This window comes from Sodalis sp. (in: enterobacteria) (assembly GCF_051710625.1).
GTDB lineage: Bacteria > Pseudomonadota > Gammaproteobacteria > Enterobacterales > Enterobacteriaceae > JBPESN01.
On the sequence record NZ_JBPESN010000032.1, the window covers coordinates 1 to 26,276 of the forward strand.

General features: G+C 54.5%; 21 protein-coding genes and 10 pseudogenes. 20 read left to right on the plus strand and 11 right to left on the minus strand.

Annotated features, from left to right (window positions below; all coding sequences use genetic code 11):
• A pseudogene (locus ACTBDU_RS09420) lies at window positions 1–196 on the plus strand (IS3 family transposase); the annotation flags it as partial.
• A gap of 542 nt (window positions 197–738) precedes the next feature.
• Here ACTBDU_RS09420 and ACTBDU_RS09425 read toward each other — a convergent pair.
• The 5 genes from ACTBDU_RS09425 to ACTBDU_RS09445 all read right to left on the minus strand — a co-directional run bounded on the left by ACTBDU_RS09425 (window position 739) and on the right by ACTBDU_RS09445 (window position 3,650).
• A complete protein-coding gene (locus ACTBDU_RS09425; protein ID WP_438806285.1) occupies window positions 739–1,143 on the minus strand; it encodes a hypothetical protein in 405 nt (134 codons plus the stop codon).
• A gap of 27 nt (window positions 1,144–1,170) precedes the next feature.
• Window positions 1,171–1,419, minus strand: coding sequence for a hypothetical protein (locus tag ACTBDU_RS09430; RefSeq protein WP_438806286.1), 249 nt, complete (start codon window positions 1,417–1,419; stop codon window positions 1,171–1,173).
• A 1,186-nt stretch (window positions 1,420–2,605) separates the two neighbouring features.
• A complete protein-coding gene (gene zur / locus ACTBDU_RS09435) occupies window positions 2,606–3,088 on the minus strand; it encodes a zinc uptake transcriptional repressor Zur (protein WP_438806287.1) in 483 nt (160 codons plus the stop codon).
• Between the two features lie 69 nt (window positions 3,089–3,157).
• The gene (locus ACTBDU_RS09440) at window positions 3,158–3,460 is read right to left on the minus strand and encodes a LuxR C-terminal-related transcriptional regulator (RefSeq protein WP_438806301.1); all 303 of its coding nucleotides are present in this window, start codon (window positions 3,458–3,460) and stop codon (window positions 3,158–3,160) included.
• The gene (locus tag ACTBDU_RS09445) at window positions 3,363–3,650 is read right to left on the minus strand and encodes a hypothetical protein (protein WP_438806305.1); all 288 of its coding nucleotides are present in this window, start codon (window positions 3,648–3,650) and stop codon (window positions 3,363–3,365) included. The genes ACTBDU_RS09440 and ACTBDU_RS09445 overlap by 98 nt, the downstream gene beginning before the upstream one ends.
• A gap of 1,248 nt (window positions 3,651–4,898) precedes the next feature.
• On the opposite strand from ACTBDU_RS09445, the pseudogene dusA reads away from it, so the two are divergent.
• Window positions 4,899–5,934, plus strand: a pseudogene (gene dusA / locus ACTBDU_RS09450) (tRNA dihydrouridine(20/20a) synthase DusA).
• Here dusA and ACTBDU_RS09455 read toward each other — a convergent pair.
• On the minus strand, window positions 5,914–6,576 hold the full coding sequence (locus ACTBDU_RS09455) for a helix-turn-helix transcriptional regulator (protein WP_438806288.1): 663 nt from the start codon (window positions 6,574–6,576) through the stop codon (window positions 5,914–5,916). The pseudogene dusA and the gene ACTBDU_RS09455 sit on opposite strands and share 21 nt — an antisense overlap.
• 882 nt (window positions 6,577–7,458) lie before the next feature.
• Here ACTBDU_RS09455 and ACTBDU_RS09460 point away from each other — a divergent pair.
• The 4 genes and pseudogenes from ACTBDU_RS09460 to pspG all read left to right on the plus strand — a co-directional run.
• On the plus strand, window positions 7,459–8,565 hold the full coding sequence (locus ACTBDU_RS09460) for a DUF917 domain-containing protein (protein ID WP_438806302.1): 1,107 nt from the start codon (window positions 7,459–7,461) through the stop codon (window positions 8,563–8,565).
• Entirely contained in the window at window positions 8,507–9,709 is a 1,203-nt protein-coding gene (locus ACTBDU_RS09465; RefSeq protein WP_438806289.1) for a hydantoinase/oxoprolinase N-terminal domain-containing protein, read from the plus strand. The genes ACTBDU_RS09460 and ACTBDU_RS09465 overlap by 59 nt, the downstream gene beginning before the upstream one ends.
• Window positions 9,706–9,966, plus strand: coding sequence for a hypothetical protein (locus ACTBDU_RS09470; RefSeq protein WP_438806290.1), 261 nt, complete (start codon window positions 9,706–9,708; stop codon window positions 9,964–9,966). The genes ACTBDU_RS09465 and ACTBDU_RS09470 overlap by 4 nt, the downstream gene beginning before the upstream one ends.
• Before the next feature lie 319 nt (window positions 9,967–10,285).
• Window positions 10,286–10,488: pseudogene (pspG, locus tag ACTBDU_RS09475) on the plus strand (envelope stress response protein PspG); the annotation flags it as partial.
• Window positions 10,489–10,830: 342 nt separating this feature from the next.
• Here the strand turns inward: pspG and ACTBDU_RS09480 are convergent.
• A pseudogene (locus ACTBDU_RS09480) lies at window positions 10,831–11,625 on the minus strand (NADPH:quinone reductase); the annotation flags it as partial.
• Window positions 11,622–12,307, minus strand: a pseudogene (locus ACTBDU_RS09485) (IS3 family transposase); the annotation flags it as partial. The pseudogenes ACTBDU_RS09480 and ACTBDU_RS09485, both read right to left, overlap by 4 nt.
• On the opposite strand from ACTBDU_RS09485, the pseudogene ACTBDU_RS09490 reads away from it, so the two are divergent.
• The 8 genes and pseudogenes from ACTBDU_RS09490 to ACTBDU_RS09525 form a co-directional block, all read left to right on the plus strand.
• Window positions 12,307–14,299, plus strand: a pseudogene (locus ACTBDU_RS09490) (DNA polymerase II); the annotation flags it as partial. The pseudogenes ACTBDU_RS09485 and ACTBDU_RS09490 sit on opposite strands and share 1 nt — an antisense overlap.
• Window positions 14,300–14,492: 193 nt before the next feature.
• Window positions 14,493–15,014: a hypothetical protein gene (locus ACTBDU_RS09495; RefSeq protein ID WP_438806291.1), complete on the plus strand. Its 522-nt coding sequence runs from the start codon at window positions 14,493–14,495 to the stop codon at window positions 15,012–15,014.
• Window positions 15,015–15,016: 2 nt separating this feature from the next.
• Entirely contained in the window at window positions 15,017–15,151 is a 135-nt protein-coding gene (locus ACTBDU_RS09500; protein WP_438806292.1) for a hypothetical protein, read from the plus strand.
• Window positions 15,152–15,226: 75 nt separating this feature from the next.
• Complete coding sequence (locus ACTBDU_RS09505) at window positions 15,227–15,610, plus strand: hypothetical protein (protein ID WP_438806293.1); 384 nt, start codon at window positions 15,227–15,229, stop codon at window positions 15,608–15,610.
• Window positions 15,611–15,647: 37 nt separating this feature from the next.
• Entirely contained in the window at window positions 15,648–16,169 is a 522-nt protein-coding gene (locus ACTBDU_RS09510) for a helicase-related protein (RefSeq protein ID WP_438806294.1), read from the plus strand.
• Between the two features lie 52 nt (window positions 16,170–16,221).
• Entirely contained in the window at window positions 16,222–16,722 is a 501-nt protein-coding gene (locus tag ACTBDU_RS09515; RefSeq protein ID WP_438806295.1) for a hypothetical protein, read from the plus strand.
• Window positions 16,712–17,092: pseudogene (locus ACTBDU_RS09520) on the plus strand (hypothetical protein). The gene ACTBDU_RS09515 and the pseudogene ACTBDU_RS09520 overlap by 11 nt, the downstream one beginning before the upstream one ends.
• A gap of 50 nt (window positions 17,093–17,142) precedes the next feature.
• Window positions 17,143–17,664 (plus strand): annotated as a pseudogene (locus ACTBDU_RS09525) (pseudouridine synthase).
• A gap of 46 nt (window positions 17,665–17,710) precedes the next feature.
• Here the strand turns inward: ACTBDU_RS09525 and djlA are convergent.
• Window positions 17,711–18,536: pseudogene (gene djlA / locus ACTBDU_RS09530) on the minus strand (co-chaperone DjlA).
• 183 nt (window positions 18,537–18,719) lie between these two features.
• Between djlA and lptD the strand changes: the two are divergent.
• The 6 genes from lptD (at window position 18,720) to apaH (ending at window position 25,458) form a co-directional block, all read left to right on the plus strand.
• Complete coding sequence (lptD, locus tag ACTBDU_RS09535) at window positions 18,720–21,062, plus strand: LPS assembly protein LptD (RefSeq protein ID WP_438806296.1); 2,343 nt, start codon at window positions 18,720–18,722, stop codon at window positions 21,060–21,062.
• A 65-nt stretch (window positions 21,063–21,127) separates the two neighbouring features.
• Complete coding sequence (gene surA, locus ACTBDU_RS09540; RefSeq protein ID WP_438806297.1) at window positions 21,128–22,426, plus strand: peptidylprolyl isomerase SurA; 1,299 nt, start codon at window positions 21,128–21,130, stop codon at window positions 22,424–22,426.
• Window positions 22,416–23,405 carry a 4-hydroxythreonine-4-phosphate dehydrogenase PdxA gene (gene pdxA / locus ACTBDU_RS09545; protein WP_438806303.1) on the plus strand — a complete coding sequence of 330 codons (990 nt, stop codon included), beginning with the start codon at window positions 22,416–22,418 and terminating at the stop codon, window positions 23,403–23,405. The genes surA and pdxA overlap by 11 nt, the downstream gene beginning before the upstream one ends.
• Window positions 23,398–24,216 (plus strand): 16S rRNA (adenine(1518)-N(6)/adenine(1519)-N(6))-dimethyltransferase RsmA, encoded by an 819-nt coding sequence (rsmA, locus tag ACTBDU_RS09550; protein ID WP_438806298.1) that lies wholly within the window; start codon window positions 23,398–23,400, stop codon window positions 24,214–24,216. The genes pdxA and rsmA overlap by 8 nt, the downstream gene beginning before the upstream one ends.
• A 13-nt stretch (window positions 24,217–24,229) precedes the next feature.
• The gene (gene apaG, locus ACTBDU_RS09555; protein ID WP_438806299.1) at window positions 24,230–24,607 is read left to right on the plus strand and encodes a Co2+/Mg2+ efflux protein ApaG; all 378 of its coding nucleotides are present in this window, start codon (window positions 24,230–24,232) and stop codon (window positions 24,605–24,607) included.
• A 2-nt stretch (window positions 24,608–24,609) separates the two neighbouring features.
• Window positions 24,610–25,458, plus strand: coding sequence for a bis(5'-nucleosyl)-tetraphosphatase (symmetrical) ApaH (gene apaH, locus ACTBDU_RS09560; protein ID WP_438806300.1), 849 nt, complete (start codon window positions 24,610–24,612; stop codon window positions 25,456–25,458).
• A 103-nt stretch (window positions 25,459–25,561) separates the two neighbouring features.
• Here apaH and folA read toward each other — a convergent pair whose 3' ends face one another.
• Both folA and ACTBDU_RS09570 read right to left on the minus strand, forming a co-directional pair.
• Window positions 25,562–26,044 carry a type 3 dihydrofolate reductase gene (folA, locus tag ACTBDU_RS09565; RefSeq protein WP_438806304.1) on the minus strand — a complete coding sequence of 161 codons (483 nt, stop codon included), beginning with the start codon at window positions 26,042–26,044 and terminating at the stop codon, window positions 25,562–25,564.
• 106 nt (window positions 26,045–26,150) lie between these two features.
• Window positions 26,151–26,276 (minus strand): annotated as a pseudogene (locus ACTBDU_RS09570) (IS3 family transposase); the annotation flags it as partial.

Here is a 26,276-nt window from a genome sequence, read left to right on the forward strand (position 1 = left end):
CTTCAGAAGTCTGAAAAACGAGTGGATACCGGTAACGGGCTACATAAGCTTCAGCGAAGCAGCTCATGAAATTACCGACTATATCGTGGGATATTACAGCGCACTCAGGCCGCATAAATATAACGGTAGGTTGCCACCAAACGAATCAGAAAATAGATACTGGAAAAACGCTAACGCGGTGGTCAGTTTTAGTTGACCACTACAAACTTCACTTCCCTCACGTTATGATTCGTCTTCCCCGGCCGTCATTGATCAGGTTTTAATTCTCCGCCAATCATCAGGTAGCAGCCTCATTGTTACGGGACGTCTGCTATATTTTCTCAGTGGCGAAGTGTCCATAAGTGAATAAGACAAGTCAGACACCCACAGGTGAAATGTTGCTTTCATTACACTACATGTGCCTGATTTCAATCCCAGAATTTCCCCACCCTGCAACGCTCATCCAAACGGTTTTCGCACCTGTCGCTACTCTGAGTCTAAAATTTCCTTCCTCCACGCTGCGCCATGAAACGCTTTGCTTCCCCTTAAAACGTTTTACCCGCAAAAATGTCCTTTGGCGCTTGATTCCACAGGCTCAACGCTAAGAATAGGGAAGACGCGGTGTCTCACTTTATCGTCGCTAATAACGTTGTCTGACCGTTATCGCGAATTCACCTCATGCCAAGCCACTCCGGTGGTTAACGTTAAGGACTCTCCCGTATTAAGAATGACCTCTTTATTGTCGTAATAAACCGTCATCTAATAGATGACGTTAGTGGCAATTTTAAGTGTTTTGTTTACGTCGGTCAAAGAAGGAACAAGAACTTTTGGTGCCCAGCCACCATTAACCATTTTTATCGATATGTGATCATGTTTTTCCAATGCAGCACGCAATGACGCTTCCGTGATGGCTTTACCATTATTTATGGGCAGAGAATAAGCGTTTTTTTCGTCTAAATAGTCAATCATCTCCTGCCGCAACGCCTCAATACGCTGCCACGTCTCCTCATCATAAATTTTATCAATATTATAATGACTTTGCCCTTGTTGGGTAGCGTTCCCGTCAGGCATATCATCAACATATTTTTTGTTTATTAACATCGATGCTTCGGCAAGCAGATCCTGGCTTTCACTTGCTTCTATCTCCTCGAGTTCTTTGGCCAATACCGATAAGGGTGGCAGCTTAATAACCTAGTTATATTCAGCAAGTTTCTTATTGCCATAAAAATCCCATGCTTCAAACATTATTCCATCCTGGCTTGTTTTTATCAAGCAGCCGGTACCCGGTGATTTAACGTTATTTTCTCCTCTGGTCAAACTGGGAATTTTAACCAGCGTGTTATAAGACCGTTGAATAAATTCGATCACGCTAAAGCCATTATGTATGTGACCGTTAAGCATGACAATTTGCGGATAATCGCTAAATAATTTCTTCAACATTTCATCTCGATCGCCAAAACCGCCAAATAGGCCCGCTCTCTAATGCGAAGCGTTAAAAGCTTGGTGCGTGACTATAAAAATGGGTTTATAAATACCGCTGTTTTCAGCCAGTTTTTCCTTCAAGCATTTAACTGAATCATCATTTAAATGCATCATGTCTTTAAGACCGAGATCGGTATTCAAACACAAGACGTGATAGTCATTAAATCAAGCATCAATACACATGGTATTAGCAGAATACTTGATGCCGAATTTATCCAAATAGTCATGATATAAGTTAACCAAAACTGGGTCTAAAGAAAAACCTTCTCCGACATCTGTTCGTACATCGTGATTACCCAACATAAGCATTATGGAATTATAAAATTCTGCTGAAAAACAATCAGTTATAATCGATAGTGCTTTATTTTTTTTAGCATGTGCATCCCAATATCTCCTGCCATGATTAATGGCGTGGCGCCATTCTTCACCATATTATTTAATAATGTGGTTAACACGTCATTCTCACGTTGACCGTCCTGATGAATGTCACTGGTGACTCCAATAATCATTTTTTTGCTCCTTTGCAATTGCCAATTTTCAACTAACGTCGAGTGGAACTTACAGTTTTGTATTAGCGTTAATATGAATGCCATAAATATTTAATATAACTATTTTATGGCTTGTTGTTTCGACAGTCTGTTTTGTGATGCGGGATTGAATAAAATGGATTACGCCGCAGAACGGATGAAAGGGGAGTGTCTTGTCACCAGTGATATAAATAAATATTTATAGGTTCATTATAGAAGACGTCTGAGATAAACCTGTAACATCGACGCAAATGACGCTGCTTGTTAAGAAATTAATTGCCGCCAAGACAAGCCGTCAATAGGTTGAAACCGGAGGAGATTTCATCTTCCCGAATTACCTTACCTGACGTTAACCCCCTTTTTTTTAGCTACATGCTTACCACGGGAAATAGAGGCACTGGATTGAGCGTAGCTACCCGCGCCAGGTAAACCAATTCTACTTAATCGGGTCCGCGGCTGGTAGAGCCTGGCGCCGATAATAAGGCACTGTGGTCAAAGAGATGACCATTCAGGATTCCTGCGCAACAAGTTTGTGTCATTTTGCGGGCTATTGAGCAGCCTAATGGCCCAGGATAGCCATCCTGTTTTACAGGGAAGAGAAATTCGGCAAGAGGATGCTAGCGTTTTTTTATTGCCACGCTGTGGTCATGTTCACAGGCGTCAGGATGTTGACATGCCTGCACATCTACCACGTTATGTGAGAGAGTAAAGCCGGTGGCCGCCACGCCATACGTTGTAAAATTTCGTCTATGCCCTGCGTGGTCTGCTCTGTCACCTGACCGCAGCGGTCGCAGATAAAGAAAGCGGAAACATGGGAAGGTTCCTCGAAATGATGGCACAGTACTAAAGCTGTTGGTGGACTCGACGCGATGAACAAAACCTTGCTCAAGTAAAAAATCTAGCGCACGGTAAACGGTCGGGGGTTTTGCCTGCGGTTCAGATTGACGCAATAAATCCAGCAAATCATAAGCACTTATCGCACCGTTTTGTTGAGACATCAGCCGCAGGACTTCCTGCCGTTGTGGCGTCAGCCGGACATTGCGCTGCTCGCACAATTCTTCGGCCTGGCTGAGAAGAGGGTTTTCAGTCGTTGTTTTCATGATGCTCCCCGGTTGCGGTTTCTCTGTCTATATTACCACGAAGACACAAAAACCACGACTAAAGCTCGCTCAAGCGCTGTATAGACGGGCATAAAGATCATCGGTAACGCTTCCAGCAATCTTCAGAATATAATAAATAATCTGTTTATTATCGGCGTTTGTTTTTCGCTTTATATTAATCTTATGTGACAACAGCGTTTTATCCTTAATATTCAAGTGTGCGCAGATGGCTTTCGTGTTCTCGCCAGCCATCCACATGGCCAAGATTTGTCTTTCAGTCTTGCTGAATCGCAGCAGTGCACATCGTTTTACCGTAGGGGCAAGAGAATACTTTTCTTGACCGGAAAATGGGCAACAGTTTACTAAAATCATCAACGGCAAGAAACTTGGAGATCACGATAACATTACTCTTGATGGGGATAACCGCGTTATAGATAATGTTCTTGTTACCGATGAAAATGATGAAAAACGTGCGCGGCAGCCGTTTGATTAATGCCTTGAGAATACGATTATTATTCCGCATATGCATATACCACTGACTGATAATGACAATGTCAAGCATTAATTTGTGGCATAGCATGTCTAATTTCAAAACATTATTAATAGTATAGATGTTTTCTCCCAAATCACTTTCATTTAATAATGATCGCATGGCGCTACGGGTAAAAACACAATGATCAAGGATAAAGGCTGTCATAATGCTCAGTCTGGTAACTTTTTCACCATCGGGAAAAAGAGATTATTATTTGGCTACCATGTCAGACCACTCGTCAGTGCGCGTTGTCATCAATATCGAAGGCGCGCAAAGCGGTGGCGATGATACGAATCGGCCGTTATTAGCAGTCAAAAAACTCCTCACAGTTTTGCAAATAAGGTTTCACAATTGACGCATTAGATGGGTCCTTTGCCTTGGACAACATCGACATGCATTTTCAATGCCCAGCTTTCTTTTGATAGAACAGACTCAGCGTTTTGTAAATCCGTCTATCGGGTATTGGGACGCCATGTAAGCAATTTGGGACAAAATGATCTCATCAGCCCCCTGGCGATGGTTAGCCAAAGTTAATGTATACACGCCTTGATCGCGTGATTCCGCAGGAGCGGCAGCAACGGTGATAAGGAATGCAAGGCGGCTGTATTACTGACGCTTTGGCCTTATAAGCACTGGATCAAAGTAAACTTTCCCGAGTGAAAAAAGGAAGCATCCGGCTAGCGTGGGTACATATCAGCGTGAGTCATCAATGATAACTGTTCTAAATAGACATCCTCTACGGAACCATTTCCTTGGCATTAGGTTTTAGGCTCACTGCGCCGCAGCTTACCGCTTGTGGCTAATAACGGCATAGACATTATCATTATCATTGCGGCGCGCGCGTCCGTTTTAATACCCATGCATGAGTATAGGTATGAATAAAGGGCGCTAAATGCCTTTCCGCTACGTTACACATTAACTGATTATCGTGCCTGACCGAGGCGGGCGCTATGATACCGAGGTGCACTGACGCCGGGAACTGAGGGCTGTCGTACCCGGAGTGGGCAGCTTAACCGGCGTGAATAATCACATTATTTTCACATCGAGCGCACCGCGCCGGCGCTGCCTGTTTGGCGCAGAGCGTGGCTCATACGGGGCAGTCTGTGCCGCGATTTGAGTCTGCATCCCTACTTGGTAAAGGTTCACCCGCCAGCAGGGAACTAAACCCCGGCGAGCGCTTTTCTGTGTTAAAATCTAGCGGAAGTTTCCCTGCCGGTCCCCTCTTTCACTGTGCTGCACGGGGATTTAGTCGCTTGAACAGACGTGAAACCATCAGCCATGCTTGAAAACCGCTTACAACAGAACAGCCGGCCGTCCACTTCAATCTCGGCAGAGCCTATAACGCCTGCACCAGGCCGATTCAGCGTTGCGCCTATGCTGGATTGGACCGATCGTCATTGCCGTTTTTTTCGGCGCCAGCTAAGTCGCCGCGCGCTGTTGTACACGGAAATGGTGACCACCGGAGCTTTATTGTTTGGTAAAGGCGATTATTTGGCCTACCACGACGCGGAACACCCCCTGGCGCTGCAATTGGGCGGTAGCGAACCTGATGCGCTGGCGCGATGTGCCAAGTTGGCACAAGAGCGAGGCTATGATGAAATCAACCTCAATGTAGGCTGCCCCTCCGATCGGGTGCAGAACGGTCGTTTCGGCGCTTGACTGATGGCAGAAAAGGAGCGGGTGGCGGCCTGTATTGCCGCTATGCGCGAGGCGGTGACGCTGCCGATTACGGTTAAAACCCGCATCGGTATTGACGAGCAGGACAGCTACGCGTTTTTGTGTGAACTTATCGATACCGTCGCCACGCGCGGCGGCTGCGAAACATTCATAATTCACACCCGTAAGGGATGGCTCAATGGCCTGAGCCCCAAAGAGAATCGCGAAATTCCGTCGCTGGATTATGATCGCGTGTATCAGCTGAAACGGGACTTTCCGGCGCTCCGATTGATGCTTAACGGCGGGATCAAAACTCTGCACGAGGCATGGAAACATTTGCAAAAGCTTGATGGTGTGATGATGGGACGGGAAGCCTACCAAAACCCGGGCATCCTGGCGCAGGTCGACAGTGAACTGTTTGGCGATGCCGATCCATTGCCGAATCAGGCGGCAGTGAGTGATTGATGCGATGCTGCCTTATATCGAGCGCGAGCTGTCCCAAGGCGCGGCGCTGGATCACATTACTTGTCACATGCTTGGACTGTTTCAGGGAATGCCGGGCGCCTGGCAGTGGCGCCGCTATTTGAGCGAGCACGCTCACCGCCCTGGTGCGGGTATCGATGTGGTTATTAAAGCGTTATCTTGCGTCCGGCATTAATAGCTGGCTTAGTGGTTTCAGAAATTTTTGCGGCACATAACGGTCAAAACCGGTGTGCCTACTGTATTCGCTGAACTGCCGTAAACAGTGTACCCCCGCTTTCTGATAAATACCTTGGAGCTTGTTCTCCACCGTACGGTGCGACAGGCCAAGATGACGACCAATGACTTTGCTACTCATGTTTTGCAGAACAAAAAAAATGACGTCCAATTCTCCTTTGGTAAAGATCGGTTCCGGCGGATAAAACAGAAAATAGCCGGGGCTTTTAGCGCATAGCTGCTTTCGCAGCGAGACGTCCTCAACTTTGCGCGCATGGAAAATGGAGCCGATACACTCTCGGCTAATCTGGTGATAAAGTGGATATTTATCGAAAAAATAAGGTTGAATAAGCTTTTCCCGGCCGTAACAGTGAATTTCGATGGAACAGAGGCGATCCTGTTGCTTGATAGTGCAGCGGTCGTGGCGTTGAAAATGAGAGGCAAAATCCGCCACCGGTGACGGTAACTCATGATCGAAACAACCAGGGATGGTGAAGAGTGCTGGGTTAATATTTAGCAGATCGTAATAAGCATGGTTGGCATAAAGATAGCGCGAATCAAGATCCTTGACGCCCCAGGGCTCACTGGAAGATTCCCATAGCATTAGCAGCTGCGGTGCTATAACGCTATCTTGAGTATCGCGAGATAGGCAATCGCTGTTCATATAAAGTCCTTTTTGCAAATACCGCATGTCCGTTCTATTTTTTACCGCAAATGTTATTTCTGATCCAGCCTGATTTCATATCAATTTATGTTTAACGGCGTTAAAATATTGCCCGAACTTCTCATTGTGTAATATTCTCTCGGCTCAGGTTATTAATGAGGTGATAAATAATTTATTTGTTTTACTACCCGCATGTCACCTTCTTTCGATTCCGTAAGCCCGCAAAGCAAGGGGCACTTGAGGGGTGGGATGATGTTGAGCGCGTGTCAATACGACAGGTCGCTGATGGCGCGAAAGGTTCCAGCCGCCTTACTAGGATACCCCCTAAATGAGGAGTAAGCGGGGAGGCTCAATGAAGGGCGGTGTAACAAGTTACATCGTGGTCGAATTTGTCACACGCAAAGAATCACAGCCGTCAATCGGTAAGGGCCAGGCCAACAATCAGTCATCTTGAGGTGCGGAAAATAATCAGTCAAGCAATAGTATAATGTTGATGAAAGACTATGATGCCGCTATTGTAATAATAGCATTATTTTTAATAAAACAAATATTAAATTTTAATTCGTGGATTTATTGCAAAAATTTTGTGAGGTCGAATATATTTATGGTTTAATTTCTTTGTCTTGGAAGGGATTATCAAAGGTAATAGTTATAATATGTCTAATATTAATGTCATGCCCATTATACGCACGCCAGCGTATATTAACACCATACGTATTTCACCGGAGAATAGGGCGTCAACGCCTGTGCAGATAATGGGGAGGTCGTGAGATGAAATAGCTGGATCATGAAGCAATTGAGCACATCAGTTACGGCGCCGCTATTCTTGCCAGCGGCGGTGGCGGCGATCCTTATATCGGCAAAATCATGGCACAGCGGGCCATTGCCCAACACGGCCCCATCCAATTAGTGACACTAGACGAGCTTCAGCCTGAGGCATTGCTGCTGGCGACGGGCATGATAGGTTCGCGGACAATCATGATGGAAAAGTTACCGAGCGGACAGGAATCGCTGCTGGCCTGTCAGTATATCGCTGAGCATATGGGCCGCCCTTTATCTGCCATCTACCCGATCGAAACCGGCGGTATCAATTCACTGTTGCCGCTGGCCTCGGCCTGTATTCTCGGGCTGCCGGTAGCGGATGTCGATGTCATGGGGCGGGCTTTTCCCGAATTTCAAATGACCACGTTTTATCTGGATGGCATCAATGCGTCGCCGTTCGCCGTCGTGGATGAAAATGCGAATGCCGCACTGTTCAAGGCACAAGACAGTCTCAAGGCAGAGAAACTGGCCCGCGCCGTTGCGGTAAACATGGGCGGCTCCGCCGCTTTTGCCGGTTATCCGGTGACGGTCGACCAGGCGCGGGTTTCAGGAATTACGGGCACGTTGAGGTTGATGTGGCGCATTGGCGTCGAGGTTCAGCAGGCGCGAGATGGCCGCCGCAACGTTATTGAAACCCTCGCGACGCTTTTGCAAGGCATCGTGTTGTTTCGAGGAAAAGCCAACCGGATCAACCAGCGTAGTGAGGGCGGTTTCAACTACGGTACTGCCTGTTTTGTCGGCGTTGATGACGATAAGGACAGCCGCTTTGACGTGCTTTTTCAAAATGAATATCTCTTGGCGCGCCGAGAGGACCAGGCGCTGTGTATGACGCCGGATTTGATTATTCTCCTTGATGAAGAAACGGGGTTGCCAATTCTGGGGGAGAGGCTTTGTTACGGGATGCGTGTGGTGGCGCTCGGCGTTCCCGCCCATGAAAAATGGCGTACGCCGCGGGGAATCGAGGTGTGCGGGCCGCGGTATTTTCACTATCCGGATGACTATACGCCGGTCGAAACGCTGGCGGCCCCCGCTACAGGGAGGAGCGCGTATGAGTTGGTCGTTGGGAATCGATGTCGGCGGCACCCATACGGATGCGGTGTTGCTTGATGCGCAGCAAAGAATTATCGCTTATAGCAAACAGCCGACGAGCGCTGATGTCATGCGGGGGATTGATCAGGCGATCGCGGCTGTGCTGGCGCAGGTTGAAGTGGATCGCGGGACCATACGCCGGGCAATGCTCGGCACCACGCAGTGCACTAATGCTATTGTTGAGCGTAAAGGCTTGCAGCCGGTGGCGCATTTCCGTCTCGGTGCGCCGGCCTCGCTGGCGGTGCCGCCGTTAACCGATATGCCGGCCGATTTTCGCGCGCGTCTGCCGGTACGGCTCTTTACCCTTGCCGGCGGCTATCAATATAACGGCGAGATATTATCGGCGCTGGATGAACAGGCCGCCCGCCGGCAACTGTTGGCGGTAAGGGGGCAGGTGCGTGCCGTCTCGGTATGCGGTATATTTTCGCCCGTCGCCGCCGAGCAGGAGCAGCGGGTTGCAGCCCTGGCGCGGGAGATCCTGGGGGTGAAAACACCGGTGTCCCTGTCATCTGAAATTGGTTCCATCGGTCTCCTGGAGCGGGAAAATGCTACGGTGCTTAACGCGGCGCTAAGTGGAGTGGCGCATACCCTTACCGATGGTTTTCGCCAGACGCTGGCGCGGCGCGGAATTATTGCCGAGCTGTTTTTCGGTCAAAATGACGGTACGCTGATGCCGCTGCATCAGGCGCAGATGTTCCCGATCCTGACTATCGCCTCCGATCCGACGAATAGCCTGCGGGGCGCCGCCAGACTCTCCAATTCACAAGAGGCCCTGGTGGTCGATGTGGGCGGCACGACTACCGACGTTGGTGCTTTGTGCGGGGGATTTCCCCGGCAGTCTGCCATGGCGGCTGAGATAGGCGGAGTGCGTACTAACTTCCGCATGCCGGATATTGCGTCTATCGGCCTTGGCGGCGGATCGGTGGTAATCCTGAACGCCGACGGCGCTATCAGCGTCGGGCCCGAGAGCGTGGGTTATGCCTTACCGCAGCGGGCGCTGGTATTTGGCGGCGATACCCTGACGGTCACCGATATCGCGGTGGCCCGTGGCTGGGCGGACATTGGAGATGCCGCTCTGGTCGCCCATCTGTGCCCTGCAATGGTAACCCAGGCGGCAGAACATTATGTGGCCATGGTTGAAAAGTGCCTCGCGCGTATATGAATACCAGCCAGGATGATATGCCGGTCATACTGGTGGGCGGCGGCGCGGCATTACTTCCCATGCACCTCAAAGGCGCTTCTGAGGTCATACGCCCGCCCTACGCTAGCGTCGCCAACACCACCGGTGTCGCCATTGCTCAGGTCAGCGGCAGCGTAGATACCATTATACTACCCGGCGATGAACCTCTGGAGTCCTGCCTGCAGCGGGCGGAACATCAGGCACGGGAGGCAGGCTATTGCCGCCGGGGCGCTGCCTGAAACGGTGGCCGTTATTGAGCTTGATTCGTTGCTGCTGGGGTTATATGCCCGCAAATGCGGTCAGGATCCGGGCTCGGGCGGTGGGGACACTTGCGCCGGGGGGGCTAGCCGGCGTGCGCAGGCCGGGATAATTCGTGGCGAATATGACTAAACAGTGGTTAAAACCGCCAAGTCTCGACACCCTGCGGCTGGGCCTGATCAGCGAAATCGGGGGGTTAGCCACATTGCAACCTGGTATGCTTCTTGTATTAAACTGTTGAGATCCATTATCACCGCGGCGGCGGGCGCTACCCTGCCATTTGCCATTGAGGAGTCATCCATGCTGGAAATTTTCTTCGTCATCGGGTTTTTTTGATGCTGGTATTGACCGGTATTTCCGTGCTTGGTGTACTGGTGTCGGGGTCGCTGATGATGCTGTTTGCCGGGCTTTTCGTTACTGCGGTCAAATTGCTGCCGTGGTTGTTGCTGACGGTGGCGGCGGCCTGGGTCTGGCGTGCGCTGAAGAAACCGGCGCCGCCGCGCTCGCGGTTTAATTCCCGCTTGCCCGCGCCCGCCTGCGCTGACCCAGCGATACAAAAATGGGGCGTGGATCGCAGCTTGGAGTTTTCCTGCCCCAGATGATATTTTTTTCTTAATGTGGGCTGCTAGGATAAACGCGCTTAGACCCATTGATTTCACCGTTACCGGATAATAATAGCGGTGGTTAGCTGCATGGTCCGGTAATTTCTGCTCTGCCCCTACATTTTTACGGTATGTGATGCCATAGCGGTCTGTGACAGGCTTCCTTCGGGAAGCGCGTTGTTTATTCAGCAGAAGTTCATTGCGGCGACAGGTGACGGCCCCCTGTCCCGGCGGCGCTTTTCCTCATGGGATCAGCAGCCGCGACCCATTGGTCTGCCGGTTCTCCAGCGCCTGATGCGCCCGCTGTACTTCAGACAGAGCGAATTTCTGCTCTGCTGGCACGTCGACTTTGATCACCCCGCTGGCGATCATGCTGAACAATTCATCGGCGGCGTGTTTCAGGCTGGCGCTATCGGTGATATAGCCATTTATCGACGGGCGCGTGACAAACAGCGAGCCCTTTTGGTTCAAGATCCCCAAGTTCACCCCGGTGACCGGTCCCGAAGAGTTGCCAAAACTGACCATTAATCCGCGGCGGCGCAGGCAGTCGAGAGAAGCTTCCCAAGTGTGTTTGCCCACTGAATCGTAAGCTACGTTCACTTTATTTCCATCGGTTAGGGCCGCGACGCGTTCAGGCACATTTTCCTCGCGGTAATTAATTGTTTCCCAGGCGCCCGCCTGTTTTGCCAACGCCGCCTTTTCCGCGCTGCCGACGGTACCTATCATTTTGGCATACAGCGCCTTCGACCACTGGCAGGCGATGCGCCCGACGCCGCCGGCGGCCGCATGGAACAGGAAAATCTCGTTCGGCTTGATTTCATAGGTTTGGCGTAGCAAATAAAACACCGCCAGGCCTTTTTAAAATGCGGTGCCCGCCTGTTTAAAAAAGATAGCGCTAGGTAATTGGGCCAGTTTATCCGCCGGCACATTGTGCACGGTGGCGTAGGCGCCCAGTGGGGATTGGGCGTGGGCCACCCGGTCGCCGGGTCCGAGTTTGCTCACCACGCCTGCCGCCTCGGTTCCAAGTGTAGTGGTCAACTAAAACTGGCCACCGCGTTAACGTTTTTCCAGTATCTATTTTCTGATTCGTTTGGTGGCAACCCACCGTTATATTTATGCGACCTGAGTGCGCTGTAATATCCCACGATATAGTCGGTAATTTTATGAGCTGCTTCGCTGAAGCTTATGTGGCCCGTTACCGGTATCCACTCGTTTTTCAGACTTCTGAAAAAGCGCCCCATCGGACTGCTATCCCAATAGTTACCACGCCGACTCATGCTTTGTTTGATCCGGCAACGCCACAGCAACTGTCGGAACTGCCTGCTCGTATAGTGGCTACCCTGATCGCTGTGGAACATCACTCCGGCTAGTTTACCACGCGTTTCCCATGCCATTTCCAGTGCTTTGATGGTCAGTCTGCTGTCCGGGGAGAACGACATAGCCCAACCCACCGGTTTCCTCGCGAACAGATCAAGAATAACCGCAAGGTATGCCCAGCGTTTCCTGGTCCAGATATACGTCACATCGCCGCACCATACCTGGTTTGGCTCCGTTACAGCGAACTGGCGGTTGAGATGGTTCGGTATTTCAACGTGTTCATTGCCGCCGCGTTTGTATTTGTGAGCCGCTAGCTGACAACTGACCAGCCCCAGCTCTTTCATGAGCCTGCCTGCGAGCCAGCGCCCATCCGGAAGCCTCTCTGGGTTGCCATGGTGGTGATTCATTACCGCGCCGGTTTTGTTCGATGGAACCGTCTATGCCGACGGTCAGGTGCGGGACGCGCGGCTGAAGCCCGCGCCGGATTACCGCCCCTCCCTGTCGCTGGTGTCGCTGGATATCGAAACCAACCGCTTCGGCGAGCTCTATTCAACCGCTTCGGCGAGCTCTATTGTATCGGCCTGCACGGCTGCGGCCAGCATCAGGTTTACATGCTAGGTGAACCGGGTGGGCCCCCCGCGACGCGGCCGGAAATGCAACTTGAATACGTCCCCAGCCGCAAGGGCCTTATTGAACGGCTTAACGCCTGGTTCGCCCGGCACGATCCCGACGCCATTATCGGCTGGAATCTGGTGCAGTTCGATTTGCGCATGCTGCAAAAGCACGCCGAACGCTACGGGTTGCCCTTACGCCTCGGCCGCGGCGGCGAGGCGCTGGAATAACGTGAACACGGTTTCAAGCAAGGGTATTTTTACGCCGCCGCCGCGGGCCGTCTGATTATCGACGGTATTGACGGTCTGAAGTCCGCCTTTTGGCAATTCTCTTCCTTCAGCCTGGAGCACGTGGCGAGGACGCTGCTCGGGGAGGGCAAGGCTATCCGCCACACCTTACGATCGCATGGATGAAATCGATCGTCTGTATCGCGAGGATCCGCCGGGTCTGGCGCATTATAATCTGACAGACTGCGAGCTGGTGACGCGCATTTTTGCCCAAACCCGGCTGCTGGCCTTCCTGCTGGAGCGGACGACGGTCACCGGACTTGCGGCGGATCGCAACGGCGGATCGGTGACGGCATTCAGGTGGCTGTATATGCCGCGCATGCACCGCGCCGGTTATGTCGCGTCCAACCTCGGGGACGTGGCACCGCAGGCCAGCCCCGGCGGTTATGTCATGGACTCCCGTCCCGGGCTGTACGATTCGGTGCTGGTGCTGGACTACAAAAGCCTTTACCCCTCCATCATCCGCACGTTTTTGATAGACCCGGTCGGGTTGATTAAAGGGCTGGCGGGTTTCGCCGGTGCGCGCTTTTCGCGCCGGCATCACTGCCTGCCGGCCATCGTCGACCAGCTCTGGCAGGGCCGTGAGCGCGCCTAACGCAACCATAACGCCGCCGCTGCCTCAGGTGATGAAAATCATCATGAACGCTTTTTATGGTGTGTTGGGCGCGCCCAGCTGCCGTTTTTTCGACAACCGGCTGGCCTCCTCCATCACCCTGCGCGGCCACGCCATCATGCAACAGACGCGGGAGCTTATCGAGGCGGAGGGTTATCCGGTTATTTACGGCAATACCGATTTCGCTTTCGTCTGGCTCAAACGCCCCTTTGCACAGGACGCGGCGGCGGCCATCGGTCAGGCGCTGGTAAGCAAAATCAACGACTGGTGGCGAGACCATCTGCGCCAGCAGTGGGATCTCGACAGCGCCTTGGAACTGGAATTCGAGACGCATTTCAGTCGGTTTCTCATGCCGACCATCCGCGCGGCGCGGGGCTGGGCAGTAAAAAACGCTATGCCGGGCTGGTACAGGACGAGCAAGGGGAACGGATGGTGTTTAAAGGGCTGGAAACGGTTCGCGGTGATTGGACGCCGCTGGCCCAGCAGTTTCAGCAGCAACTCTATAAGCGCATTTTTCGCCGCAAGCCTTATCAGTCTTTTGTGTGCGATTATGTGCGCCAAACGCTTGACGGCAGCTTCGACGATCGGCTGGTTTATCGCAAACGGCTGCGGCGCAAACCCGGCGATTACGAGCGCAACGTCCCGCCCCAGGCCCGCGCGGCACGCATCGCCGACGATTATAATCAGCGCCACCACCGCCCGCAGCAATATCAAAACGGCGGCTGGATAAGCTTATATCATGACCACCGCCGGCCCGGAGTCGCTAGAATGCCGCCTGAGCCCGCCGGATTATGATCATTACCTCAGCAAGCAGCTGCAGGCGGTGGCGGACGCGTTCCCGCCCTTTATGCAGGATGATTTTGCTACCCTTATATCAGGTTAAATGAAATTGTTTTGATTGACGGGCCGATTGACAGGTGACGTCGCCATCGCCATCTATTACCATAGCGCCCTCAACGCGTAATGTTAACCTCTGACCCCGTTTCACGCCGTGTACTTCAGGCTTGCGCCTGCCACGGCCAGCCGTGCTATTGCCGGTAGTAATTTAGCCCAATACAACACTGAGCCGAGAATTTATGCCATTTATGCTAGGTCAACGCTGGATAAGCAATACTGAAAACGAGCTGGGACTGGGTACCGTCGTTGCCCAGGACGCCCGCATGGTGACCCTGTTGTTTTCCGCCAGTGGTGAAAACCGCCTCTACGCCCGTAGCGCCGCCCCGATTACCCGGGTGATATTTAATCCCGGTGATACCGTTACCAGCCACGAAGGTTGGCAGCTGCTTATCGACATTATCGAGGAAAAAGAGGGCCTGCTGACCTACATCGGGACGAGTCTGGATAACAGCGAAACCGGCTGTACGCTGCGCAAGGTGTTGCTCGACAGCAAACTGACTTTCAGCAAACCGCAGGATCACCTGTTGGCCGGCCAGATCGACCGCATGGACCGTTTCGTGCTGCGCTACCGCGCGCGCAAGTCCTACAGCGAGCAGTTTCGCGCGCCGTGGAATGCCCTGCGTGGCATTCGCGCAAGCTTTATCCCCATCAATTACATATCGCCGCCGAGGTGGGCCCGTGCTACGCCCCGCGCGTCCTGATCGTGGTGCCTAAATCGCTGCTGCACCAATGGCTCGTGGAGATGCTGCGCCGCTTTAATCTACATTTTTTCATCTTTGACGACGAGCGCTACAGCCAATCGTTGCTTGATAGCGACAACCCCTTTGAAACCGAATAGTTAGTGCTTTGTTCGCTGGATTTCGTGCGGCGCAATAAAGAGCGGCTGACGCACCTGACCGAAGCAAAATGAAATATGCTCGTGGTGGATGAAGCCCACCACCTGGCCTGGAGCGAAACCGCCCCCAGCCGCGAATATCAGGTGATTGAACGGCTGACGCACCATATCCCCAGCGTGCTGTTGCTGACCGCCACGCCGGAACAGTTGGGCATGCAAAGCCATTTCGCCCGTCTGCGCCTGCTGGATCCGAACTGTTTTCATGACTACCAGGCCTTTGCCGACGAACAGCAGCGCTACCGACCGGTGGCCGATACCGTGGCGCTGCTGCTGAACGACGAGCCGCTGCCCGCGCAGTACCAGACGGCCTTGAAAGTGGCCGGCATCATGGGTGGCAAGCAGGGGTTGGATGAGCGCACACGCCACATTGCTCTACCCGGAGCGGATCTTTCAACAGTTTGAGGGGCAAAATGCAAGCTGGTGGAATTTCGACCCACGTGTGCAGTGGCTGGTAGACTTCCTGCTCGACCAGCGGCAGGAGAAAGTGCTGGTGATCTGTGCCCATACCGGCACGGCGCTGCAATTGGAGCAGGTGTTACGCGAACGGGAAGGCATCCGCGCCGCGGTGTTTCATAAAGGGTTATCGCTGGTGGATCGCGACCGTGCCGCGGCGTATTTCGCCTCCGCAGAAGACGGAGCCCAAGTACTTTTGTGCTCGGAAATCGGTTCCGAAAGCCGCAACTTCCAGTTTGCCAGCCAGATGGTGATGTTCGAGCTGCCCTTTAATCCGGATCTGCTTGAGCAACCTATCGGTCGTCTGGACCGCATCGGCCAGAACCGGGATATCCAGATTCATATCCCCTATCTGGAGCAATCGGCACAGGAAATGCTGCTGCGCTGGTACCATGAAAGACTGGATGCCTTCGAGCATACCTGCCCCACCGGCCGCGCGCTGTATGACGAAACCTATCAGCTTTTGCAATGCTACCTGGCGGAGAGCCGGGCGCGCTTACCGGCCTGACGGCGTTTATCCACGATTGCCGCGCGCGCGGCACGATGCGCTGAAGGCACAAATGGAGCAGGGCCGCGACCGCTTGCTTGAGCTGCACTCCAACGGCGGCGGTCCGGCGCGCCTCCTGGCGCAGATTCTTGCCGAGCAGGATAACGACAGCCAACTGGTGAATTTTGCCCTCAATCTGTTCGATATCATCGGCATAAGTCAGAAAGACCGCAGCGACAATCTCCTGGTGCTCAAACCGCCGGATCATACGCTAGTGCCTGATTTCCCCGGCGTGCCGGAAGAGGGCTGTACCATTACCTTTAATCGCGATCAGGCGCTGGCGCGCGAAGAGACGCAGTTTATCAGTTGGGAACACCCGATCATTCGTAACGGCCTCAATTTGGTCCTGTCGAGCGAAAGCGGCAACAGCGCGCTGTCGCTGCTGAAAAACAAGGCGCTGCCGGTCGGCACCCTGTTGTTGGAGTTGATTTACGTGGTGGAGTCCCAGGTCCCGCGTAATTTGCAGCTTAATCGCTTTCTGCCCGCTACCCCGCTGCCGCCTGATGCTGGATAAAAACGGCGCCAACCTGGCGCCGCAGGTGGAGTTTGAACAATTTAACCGTCAATTGAATGCCGTGAAGCGCCATACCGCCAGCAAACTGGTCAGCGCGGTTCAGCCGGAGGTGCATGGGGATGCTCACGCACCGCGAGCCCCCGGGTCGCTGAACAGGCCCGGGCGCTGATTGATGAGGCGCGAGCGCCGGCGGATCTTCACCTCAGCGCTAAGCTGAGCCGACTAAAGGCGCTGCGGGCGGTCAAACCCGGCTATCCGCGACGACGAGCTGGAGACGGTGGCAGAAAACCGCTGTCAGGTGCTCCGGCACCTTGATGAGGGCAGTTGGCGTCTGAACGCGATCCGCCTTATCGTGGTGACACATCAATAAACCGCAACCTCTTCCCGGCGGTCATTGCCGCCGGGATCACCCGGAGCCGCATGGAACCTTATCATCCCCCGCAAACGCTCTGGCTGCATATCCTCTATCAGGATACCCACATCATGGCGGTCAATAAGATAAGCCGAGCGGGTTATTGTCGGTGCCCGGGCGGGCGCCGGAGCACAGAGACAGCGCCATGACGCGGATTCAGGCGGATTTCCTCCAGGCGGAATCGGTACACCGGCTGGATATGGCCACCAGCGGCGTACTGTTGGTGGCGATGACCAAGTCCGCAAAGCGTGAGCCGCGCAAAATTTATATTGCCCGCGTTTACGGGCATCCCGCCTGCGATGAAGGCGACATTGACCTGCCGCTGATTTGCGACTGGCCGAACCGGCCGCTCGCATCAGTTGCGGGTACATATGCAGTCCCTGGGTCATCCCATCCTGGGCGACGGGTTTTACGCCACGCCTGAAACCAAAGCGATGGCGCCCCGGCTCTTGCTGCACGCGCGAACGCTGGCCATCACCCATCCCTACTACGGATCGTTTATTCATTTTCACTGTGAAGTGGATCTCTAAGCGCGATAGCGCGGCGGTTAACCCATCGGCCAGCGCAGCGCTCCGCTTAGCGAAACCCTTTCTCCTGCTTCAGCAAATCATAGGCTTGCTGAATCGCCTGGGTCTTCTGTTTGGCCATCTCCATTATCTCCGGCGGCAGGCCTTTCGCCACCAGCTTGTCGGGATGATGCTCACTCATCAGCTTGCGGTAGGCGCGCTTAATCGTCGGACCATCGTCCTGGGGGCTGACGCCAAGCACTTTACAGGCGTCTTCCAGCGTTGGACCCTGCGACCGACCCGGCTAGCGGTAGCCGCCCTGATAAGACTTCTGCTGGCCGCCGAACTGCGCCCCCTCTCCATCATGCTGAGAAACTGATCAAACTGGCCACAGCTGATGCCCAGCTCTTCAGCGATAACGTACAGCACCTGCCGTTCGTTGGGATGCAGCGAGCCATCGGCGAAAGCCGCCCGGATCTGAATTTCCAAAAACATGCGAATAAGATCGAAACGGCCAAAGCAGACCTGGCAAAACTCGCGCCGCCGGCCGCGCAGCGGAAAATCGCTATCTTTCCCTTCGCGGAACGCCTTCTGTGCGGTGCTTTTCAGCGCATCATTGAGCTGCATCCACGTCATCAGCTTGTTGGCGTTGACAATGTCTGCCTCGGTAACCCGCCCTTTGGATTTAGTTAAATGGCCCATCACCTGAAACGTGGTGCGGAAAAAAACGTTTTGCCGGGTTTGTTGATATCGGAAAAATAACCGGGACCGGTCACGCGGGCGCCCCGTGCCTTGTCCACCATATGGCCTATTAACAGGCCCAGCACCACTGCCCAAAAACCGCCGCCCGCCCAGATAGTCAGAATAACGCTCAACAGCCTACCCCAATAACGCATATACTCCTCAATTCATCATGCCGTCGGTACAAAATTGCTTTACCATACCTGTCATTTAACGCTAAGCCTAACGGTGCGCGGCGAAACGGCAGGATTTAACACTGGCGCAACGCTGGTGAGTGATATAGTCTCTGACCGTTTGCCGTGATGAGCCCTGGATGACGGAACACCTGAAAAACGCTTATGAAAAAATGTTTACCCACACTGCTGGCCAGCCTTATCGGGTCCGCTCTTTATAGCCAGCAGGCGCTGGCCGATCTGGCGGATCAATGCCTGTTGGGCGTGCCGGCCTATACCAAACCGCTGGTCAGCGGGGATGCCAATTCGCTGCCGGTGCATATTCAAGCCGACAAGGCCGCAGCGAATTATCCCGAACATGCGCTTTTTAGCGGCAACGTGGATATCGAACAGGGCAACAGCACGCTCACCGCCGATGAAGTGCAGCTCACGCAGCGCCAGGAGCAGAACAACGCGCCGCTGCGTACCGTCACCGCCACGGGGAATGTCAATTATTCCAGCAACGAGATCAAGCTGCAGGGGCCGAAAGCCTGGTCCAATCTCAATACCAAAGATACGGATGTCTATCAGGGCAACTACCAGATGGTGGGCCGACAAGGCCGCGGCGACGCCGATACCATGAAACAGCGCGGCGATAACCGCTATACGGTTTTGGAAAACGGCAGTTTCACCTCGTGTCTGCCCGGGGACGACAGCTGGAGCGTTGTGGGATCGGAGGTCATCCACGACCGCGAAGAGCAGGTCGCCGAAATTTGGAACGCGCGCTTTAAAATCGGCAAAGTGCCGGTGTTCTACAGCCCGTATTTGCAAATACCGGTGGGCGACAAGCGCCGTTCCGGCTTTCTTATCCCCAATGCCAAATACGGTAGCAACAACGGCTTCGAGTTCAGCGCGCCCTATTACCTGAATCTGGCGCCGAATTATGACGCCACGATCACGCCGAATTACATGAGTAAACGCGGTACCCAGATCCAGACCGAGTTCTGCTACCTCATCACGCCGGGCGAAGGGCTGGTGGAGTTCGACTGGCTGCCTAAAGACCGGGTTTACAGCAACGAGCACGCCAGCGACGGCGATAGCGATCGTTGGCTGCTCTACTGGCGCCACAACGGGGTCATGGATCAGGTGTGGCGTTTTAACGTCGATTACACCAAAGTCAGCGACTCCAACTACTTTGACGATCTGGTTTCCAAATACGGTAGCACCACCGACGGTTACGCCACGCAGAAATTTAGTTTCAGCTATGCCGACGAGAACTGGGACACCGCCCTGTCGTACAAACAGTTCCAGGTCTTTGACACCAACAGCAGCGACGCTTATCGCGCCGCGCCTCAGCTCGATGTGACCTACCATAAAAACGACGTTGGTCCGTTTGACTTCAAAGTATTTAGCCAGGCGGCCAAATTCACCAACGTCAACAACAGTTACCCTGGAGCGGCCCGGTTGCACATTGAGCCCACGCTCAACCTGCCGCGGGCCAATTGTTGGGGCAGCTTAAATACCGAAGCCAAGCTGATGGCCACGCATTATCAGCAGGAAAATATCGACGAATACAATGAAAACACCAGCACCGGCCGCCATCTGAAAGGCTCGGTAAACCGCGTGTTGCCGCAGTTCAAAACCGACGGCAAGATGGTGTTCGAGCGCGATATGGATTACGCACTGGACTACAGCCAGACGATGGAACCGCGCCTGCAGTACCTGTATGTGCCCTATCGCAACCAGAACGATATCGGCGTCTATGACTCCACCATCCTGCAAACCGACTACTCCGGTCTGTTCCGCGATCGAACTTACAGCGGCCTGGACCGCATCTCCTCCGCCAACCAATTGGCGGGCGGTGTCACCACCCGAATTTATGACGATCAGCGCGTGGAACGATTTAACGCCTCCGTGGGTCAAATCTACTACTTCTCGCGGCCCCGTACTGGTGATATCAGCGGCACCTGGGATAATTATGATAATACCAGCACCGTGGTATGGGCGGGGGATAGCTACTGGCGTATCAGCAATCAGTGGGGGGTCCGCGGCGGCCTGCAGTATGACTCCCGGCTGAACAGCGTTGCGTTGGGCGATGCGGTGCTGGAGTACCGGCGCGACGAAAACTGCATCCTGCAGCTGAATTACCGTTACGCCAGCCCGCAATATATTGAGCAGATGCTGTCCGATATTAGCTATCCCGGCTATCAGCAGGGCATTTCGCAGGTGGGGGTAACCGGCAGCTGGCCGCTGGTGGACCGCTGGGCGCTGGTTGGGGCGTATTATTACGATACCAAGGCGAATCAGCCGGCGGACCAACTGGTCGGCCTGCAATACAACACCTGCTGCTGGGCTATCAATGTGGGCTACGAGCGGAAAATTACCGGCTGGAACAACACCGACAGCTCCAGCCAGTACGACAACAAAGTATCGTTTAATATTGAACTGCGCGGTTTGAGCAGCAACTATGGCCTGGGTACGGACAAGATGCTGGCCTCCGGCATTCTGCCCTATCAGCGGGCGTTTTAAGGCTGCAGTCTCGACGCAAACATTGAACTTAATCCGCATACGCGGCTGATATATATGGAAAAGTTATGAAAAACTGGAGAACGTTTATCCTCGCCCTCGCCCTGTGCGCCAACGGCGCGCTCGCCGCGCCGCAGGTTGTAGATAAAGTTGCCGCCGTGGTGGACAACGGCGTCGTCCTGGAAAGCGAAGTGGACAATATGCTGTCCACGGTGAAACACGGCGCTCAGGAAGCCAACCAACAGTTGCCGGACGACGCGACGTTACGCCGCCAGATCCTCGACCGGCTGATTATGGATAACATCATCTTGCAGCTGGCCCAGCGCGCCAATATGACCATCAGCGACGAGCAGCTGGATCAGACCATCAACAATATCGCCGCCCAGAACCATATGTCGCTCGATCAGCTGCGCAGCCGTCTGGCCTATGACGGCATGGACTACAACACCTATCGCGCGCAAATCCGCAAAGAGATGCTGATTGCCGAAGTGCGTAACGGTGAAGTCCGCCGTCGCGTCACCATCCTGCCGCAGGAAGTCGAGTCGCTGGCGCAACAGATTGCCGCCCAGACCGGCAACGGCGCCGAATATAATCTCAGCCATATCCTCATTATTCCACTGCCGGAGAACCCGACGCAGGATCAACTGGACAAAGCGGAAGCGCTGGCCACCTCAATTGTCGAGCAAAGCAAAAGCGGCGCCGACTTCGGTAAGTTGGCAATTACTTACTCCGCTGATGCCCAGGCGCTGAAAGGTGGTCAGATGGGCTGGGGGAAACTGGAAGAGCTCCCATCGCTGTTCGCGGCGCGCCTGCAGAGCGCTCAAAAGGGCAGCATTGTCGGCCCGATTCGTTCCGGTGTCGGCTTCCATGTTCTGAAAGTTAACGACATCCGCGGCGGCGATCAGAAAGTGGCGGTCACCGAAGTGCATGCGCGCCATATTCTGCTGCGCACCTCCGTCGTGATGACCGACCAGCAGGCCCGCGCCAAGCTTGAAGATATCGCGGCGCAAATCAAGAGCGGACGTATCAGCTTCGCCGCCGCCGCCAAACAGCTGTCCGAAGATCCGGGCTCGGCAAATCAGGGCGGCGATCTGGGCTGGAGCTCGGCCGATGCCTTCGATCCGGCGTTCCGCGACGCGCTGATGCATCTGAAGAAAGGGGAAATCAGTACGCCGGTGCACTCCTCTTTCGGCTGGCATCTGATTCAGCTTATCGACACCCGCCAGGTGGATCGTACTGACGCTGCCCAGAAAGATCGCGCCTACCGACTGCTGTTTAACCGCAAGTTCGCTGAAGAGGCGCAAACCTGGATGCAGGAGCAGCGCGCGTTCGCTTACGTGAAAATCCTTGATAGCAATGGGCAGTAATCAACGCATTGTCATCACCCCCGGCGAACCCGCCGGGATTGGTCCGGACCTTGTCGCCGCGCTGGCCCAGCAGGCGTGGCCGGTAGAACTGGTCATTTGCGCCGATCCCGCACTGCTGACGGCGCGGGCGCAGCAGCTTGGGCCGCTGCGGCTGCACCCCTATCGGCCTGAACAACCGGCCACCCCGCGGCCGGCCGGCGAGCTGACGGTGCTGGCCATTGCGGCTCCGGCGCCGGTCATCGCCGGTGAACTCAACGTCGCCAACAGTCATTACGTGATCGAAACGCTGGCCCGCGCCTGCGATGGCTGCCTTGACGGTGAGTTCGCGGCGTTGCTCACGGGCCCGGTACATAAGGGGGTCATCAACGACGGTGGCCTGCCGTTCAGCGGCCATACGGAATATTTCGCCCAGCGCAGCGGCCGCGAAAGGGTCGTGATGATGCTGGCTACCGAATCGCTGCGCGTCGCATTGGCGACTACCCATTTGCCGCTGCTGGCGGTTCCGGGAGCCGTCACCCGCCAGTCCCTTGATGAAGTCATAACGATCCTGGTCCACGATCTGCAGCAACAATTCGGCATCGCACAGCCGTGCATCTACATCTGCGGGCTGAATCCGCACGCTGGCGAAGGCGGCCATATGGGCCGGGAAGAAATCGAGGTGATAACGCCAGCCCTGGATACGCTGCGCGCCAAAGGTTATAATCTCGTCGGTCCGCTGCCCGCCGATACCTTGTTTCAACCGAAATATTTGCAGCAGGCGGACGCGGTGCTGGCGATGTATCACGATCAGGGTCTGCCGGTGCTGAAATATCAGGGATTCGGCCGGGCGGTCAATATCACGCTGGGACTCCCCTTCATTCGTACCTCCGTCGATCACGGCACCGCGCTGGAGCTGGCCGGATCGGGTCAGGCGGAGGCCGGCAGTATCAAAACGGCGCTTAATCTCGCCATCGACATGATAAAACATCGTAATGAATAACCGCGTACATCAGGGGCATCTGGCACGCAAGCGTTTCGGCCAGAACTTTCTGCACGATAGCTCAATTATTGATGCTATTGTTGCCGCCATTCATCCGCAGCCCGGCCAGGCAATAGTGGAAATCGGACCTGGCCTCGGCGCCCTGACCGAGCCGGTAGCGGAGCGCGTCAATGAGATGACCGTTATCGAGCTCGACCGCGATCTGGCCGCCCGTCTGGCCAGCCATCCTTTTTTACAGTCCAAGCTGAACATTGTGCAGCAGGACGCGATGGCGGTCGATTTTGCCGCGCTGTCCGCCGAACGGGGGCAGCCGCTGCGAGTCTTCGGCAATCTGCCGTACAATATTTCCACGCCGCTTATGTTTCACCTTTTCAGCTATACTCATGCCATTCGCGATATGCACTTCATGCTGCAAAAAGAGGTGGTCAACCGACTGGTGGCCGCCCCGAACAGTAAGGCCTACAGCCGGTTAAGCGTCATGGCCCAGTATTACTGCCAGATCATCCCGGTGCTGGAAGTGCCGCCTGCCTCGTTTCGGCCGGCGCCGAAAGTGGATTCGGCGGTGGTGCGGCTGGTACCCTATGCCACGCTGCCGTCCCCGGTGAAGGATCTGAGCAAACTCGCCACCTTGACCAGCCTGGCGTTCAACCAGCGCCGCAAAACGTTGCGTAATAGCCTGGGTGATCTTTTTAGCGCGCAACAGCTGATGGAACAGAGTATCGACGCAACGCTGCGCGCGGAAAATGTGAGCGTTGAGCATTATTGCCGTTTAGCCAACGTGCTGGCGGAGCGCCCCGTTTCACAAAACTAACAGGAGTGCTTTGATGATTAACTCGCCCCGTGTCTGTGTTCAGGTTCAGAGCATGTACATCAAGACGCAGTCTCAGCCGGAAAGTGATCGTTATGTCTTTGCCTATACCATCACGCTGCGCAATTTGGGTCGGCACCCCGTGCAGCTGATAGGACGTTACTGGTTGATCACCAACGCCAACGGTCAGGAAACAGAGGTTCAGGGGGAGGGCGTCGTCGGCGAAAAGCCGCGCATTCTGCCCGGTGGCGAGTTTCAATACACCAGCGGCACGGTGCTGGAAACCCCGCTGGGTACCATGCAAGGCCATTACGATATGGTCGATGACCAAGGACAGGGATTTCACGTTGCCATCCCCGTCTTCCGCCTGGCGATTCCTTCTCTTATAAACTAACTATGTCGACTTATTTAATTGGTGATATTCACGGCTGCTACGATGAGCTGAAAATCATATTGGCGCATGTCCGGTTCGATCCGGCGGTGGATATGCTGTGGCTGACCGGCGATCTGGTCGGGCGCGGGCCTGGTTCGCTAGAGGTACTGCGTCTGGTACGCAGTCTGGGCGACAGCGTACGGTTGGTGCTGGGCAATCACGATCTCCATCTTTTGGCGGTGTATGCCGGCATCAGCCGCAATAAGCCGAAAGATCGCATCACGCCGCTGCTGGAAGCGCCAGACGCTGATGAATTAATCAACTGGCTGCGCCGTCAGCCGGTGCTGCAGGTAGATGAAGAGAAAAAACTGGTCATGGCCCATGCCGGCATCACGCCGCAGTGGGATCTCGCCACGGCGCGCCAGTGCGCCCGGGAGGTGGAAGCGGCGGTAAAAAGCGACAGCTATCCGCTGTTCCTCGACGCCATGTACGGCGATATGCCGAACAACTGGAGCCCTGAGCTAAGCGGCCTGGCGCGTCTGCGGTTTAGCACCAATGTCTTTACCCGCATGCGTTACTGCTTCCCCAACGGTCAGTTGGAAATGAACTGCAAGGACACGCCGGAAAAAGCGCCGGCGCCGCTGCGCCCGTGGTTCGCGCTACCGGGGCCGGTGTCTGAGCGCTATAGCATTGTTTTCGGTCATTGGGCCTCGCTGATGGGCCAGGGAACGCCGGCGCACATCTACGGGCTTGACACCGGCTGCTGTTGGGGCGGCGAATTGACCCTACTGCGTTGGAAAGACAAGGCGTTTACCCACGTACCCTCGAACCGTCAGAACGAAACCGGCGTCGAAAACCTCATCAGCGCCTGAGGGTCCACGCCCCTGACTCAGGCGGTTTAACGGCCTGACAATTCGGCGATTTGGCGGTGTTCCAAATCCAGCGGGGGGGCGGCCCCGCCGGGAGGGTCTGGCATCAAACGCGTCGCTCCAGAATTTCAAAGCAGTAGCTGTGGGTATTTTTCTCGTCGGCGTCATGAAATGCGCTGAAGGTAGAGCGCCATTCATCCGGCTCATAGTCGGGAAACCAGGTATCACCGTCCACTTCAGCGTCGATATGGGTCAGATAAAGTCGCCCGGCCTGGGGCAGAAACGTCTCGTAGACCTTACCGCCGCCGATCACCATCACCTCAGCCACCTCACCCGCCGCCGCCCGCGCCTGCGCGGGCGTCATCACCCAGGTCACTGTGTCGTTATCGCCGGGATGGCTGCTTAACACGATATTCTGTCTTCCCGGCAGCGTCTTACCGATGGACTCAAACGTTCTACGCCCCATGATGCCCGGTTTATTAACCGTGTTACGCCTGAACCAGGCCAGATCGGCGGAAAGGTGCCAAGGCATGGCATTTTCCATCCCAATCACACGATCTACCGCCAGAGCGGCAATCAGGCTAATAATCATATAAGACCTTACAGGCAACAAAATTGCTGACACTATACGGAAAGAGATCCGGGGCGTCGATAGCTGCCGTTGTAAGGCGTGACAAATTTCAGAAATGTAGTAGTCAACTAAAACTGGCCACCGCGTTAGCGTTTTTCCAGTATCTATTTTCTGATTCGTTTGGTGGCAACCCACCATTATATTCATGCGGCCTGAGTGCGCTGTAATATCCCACGATATAGTCGGTAAT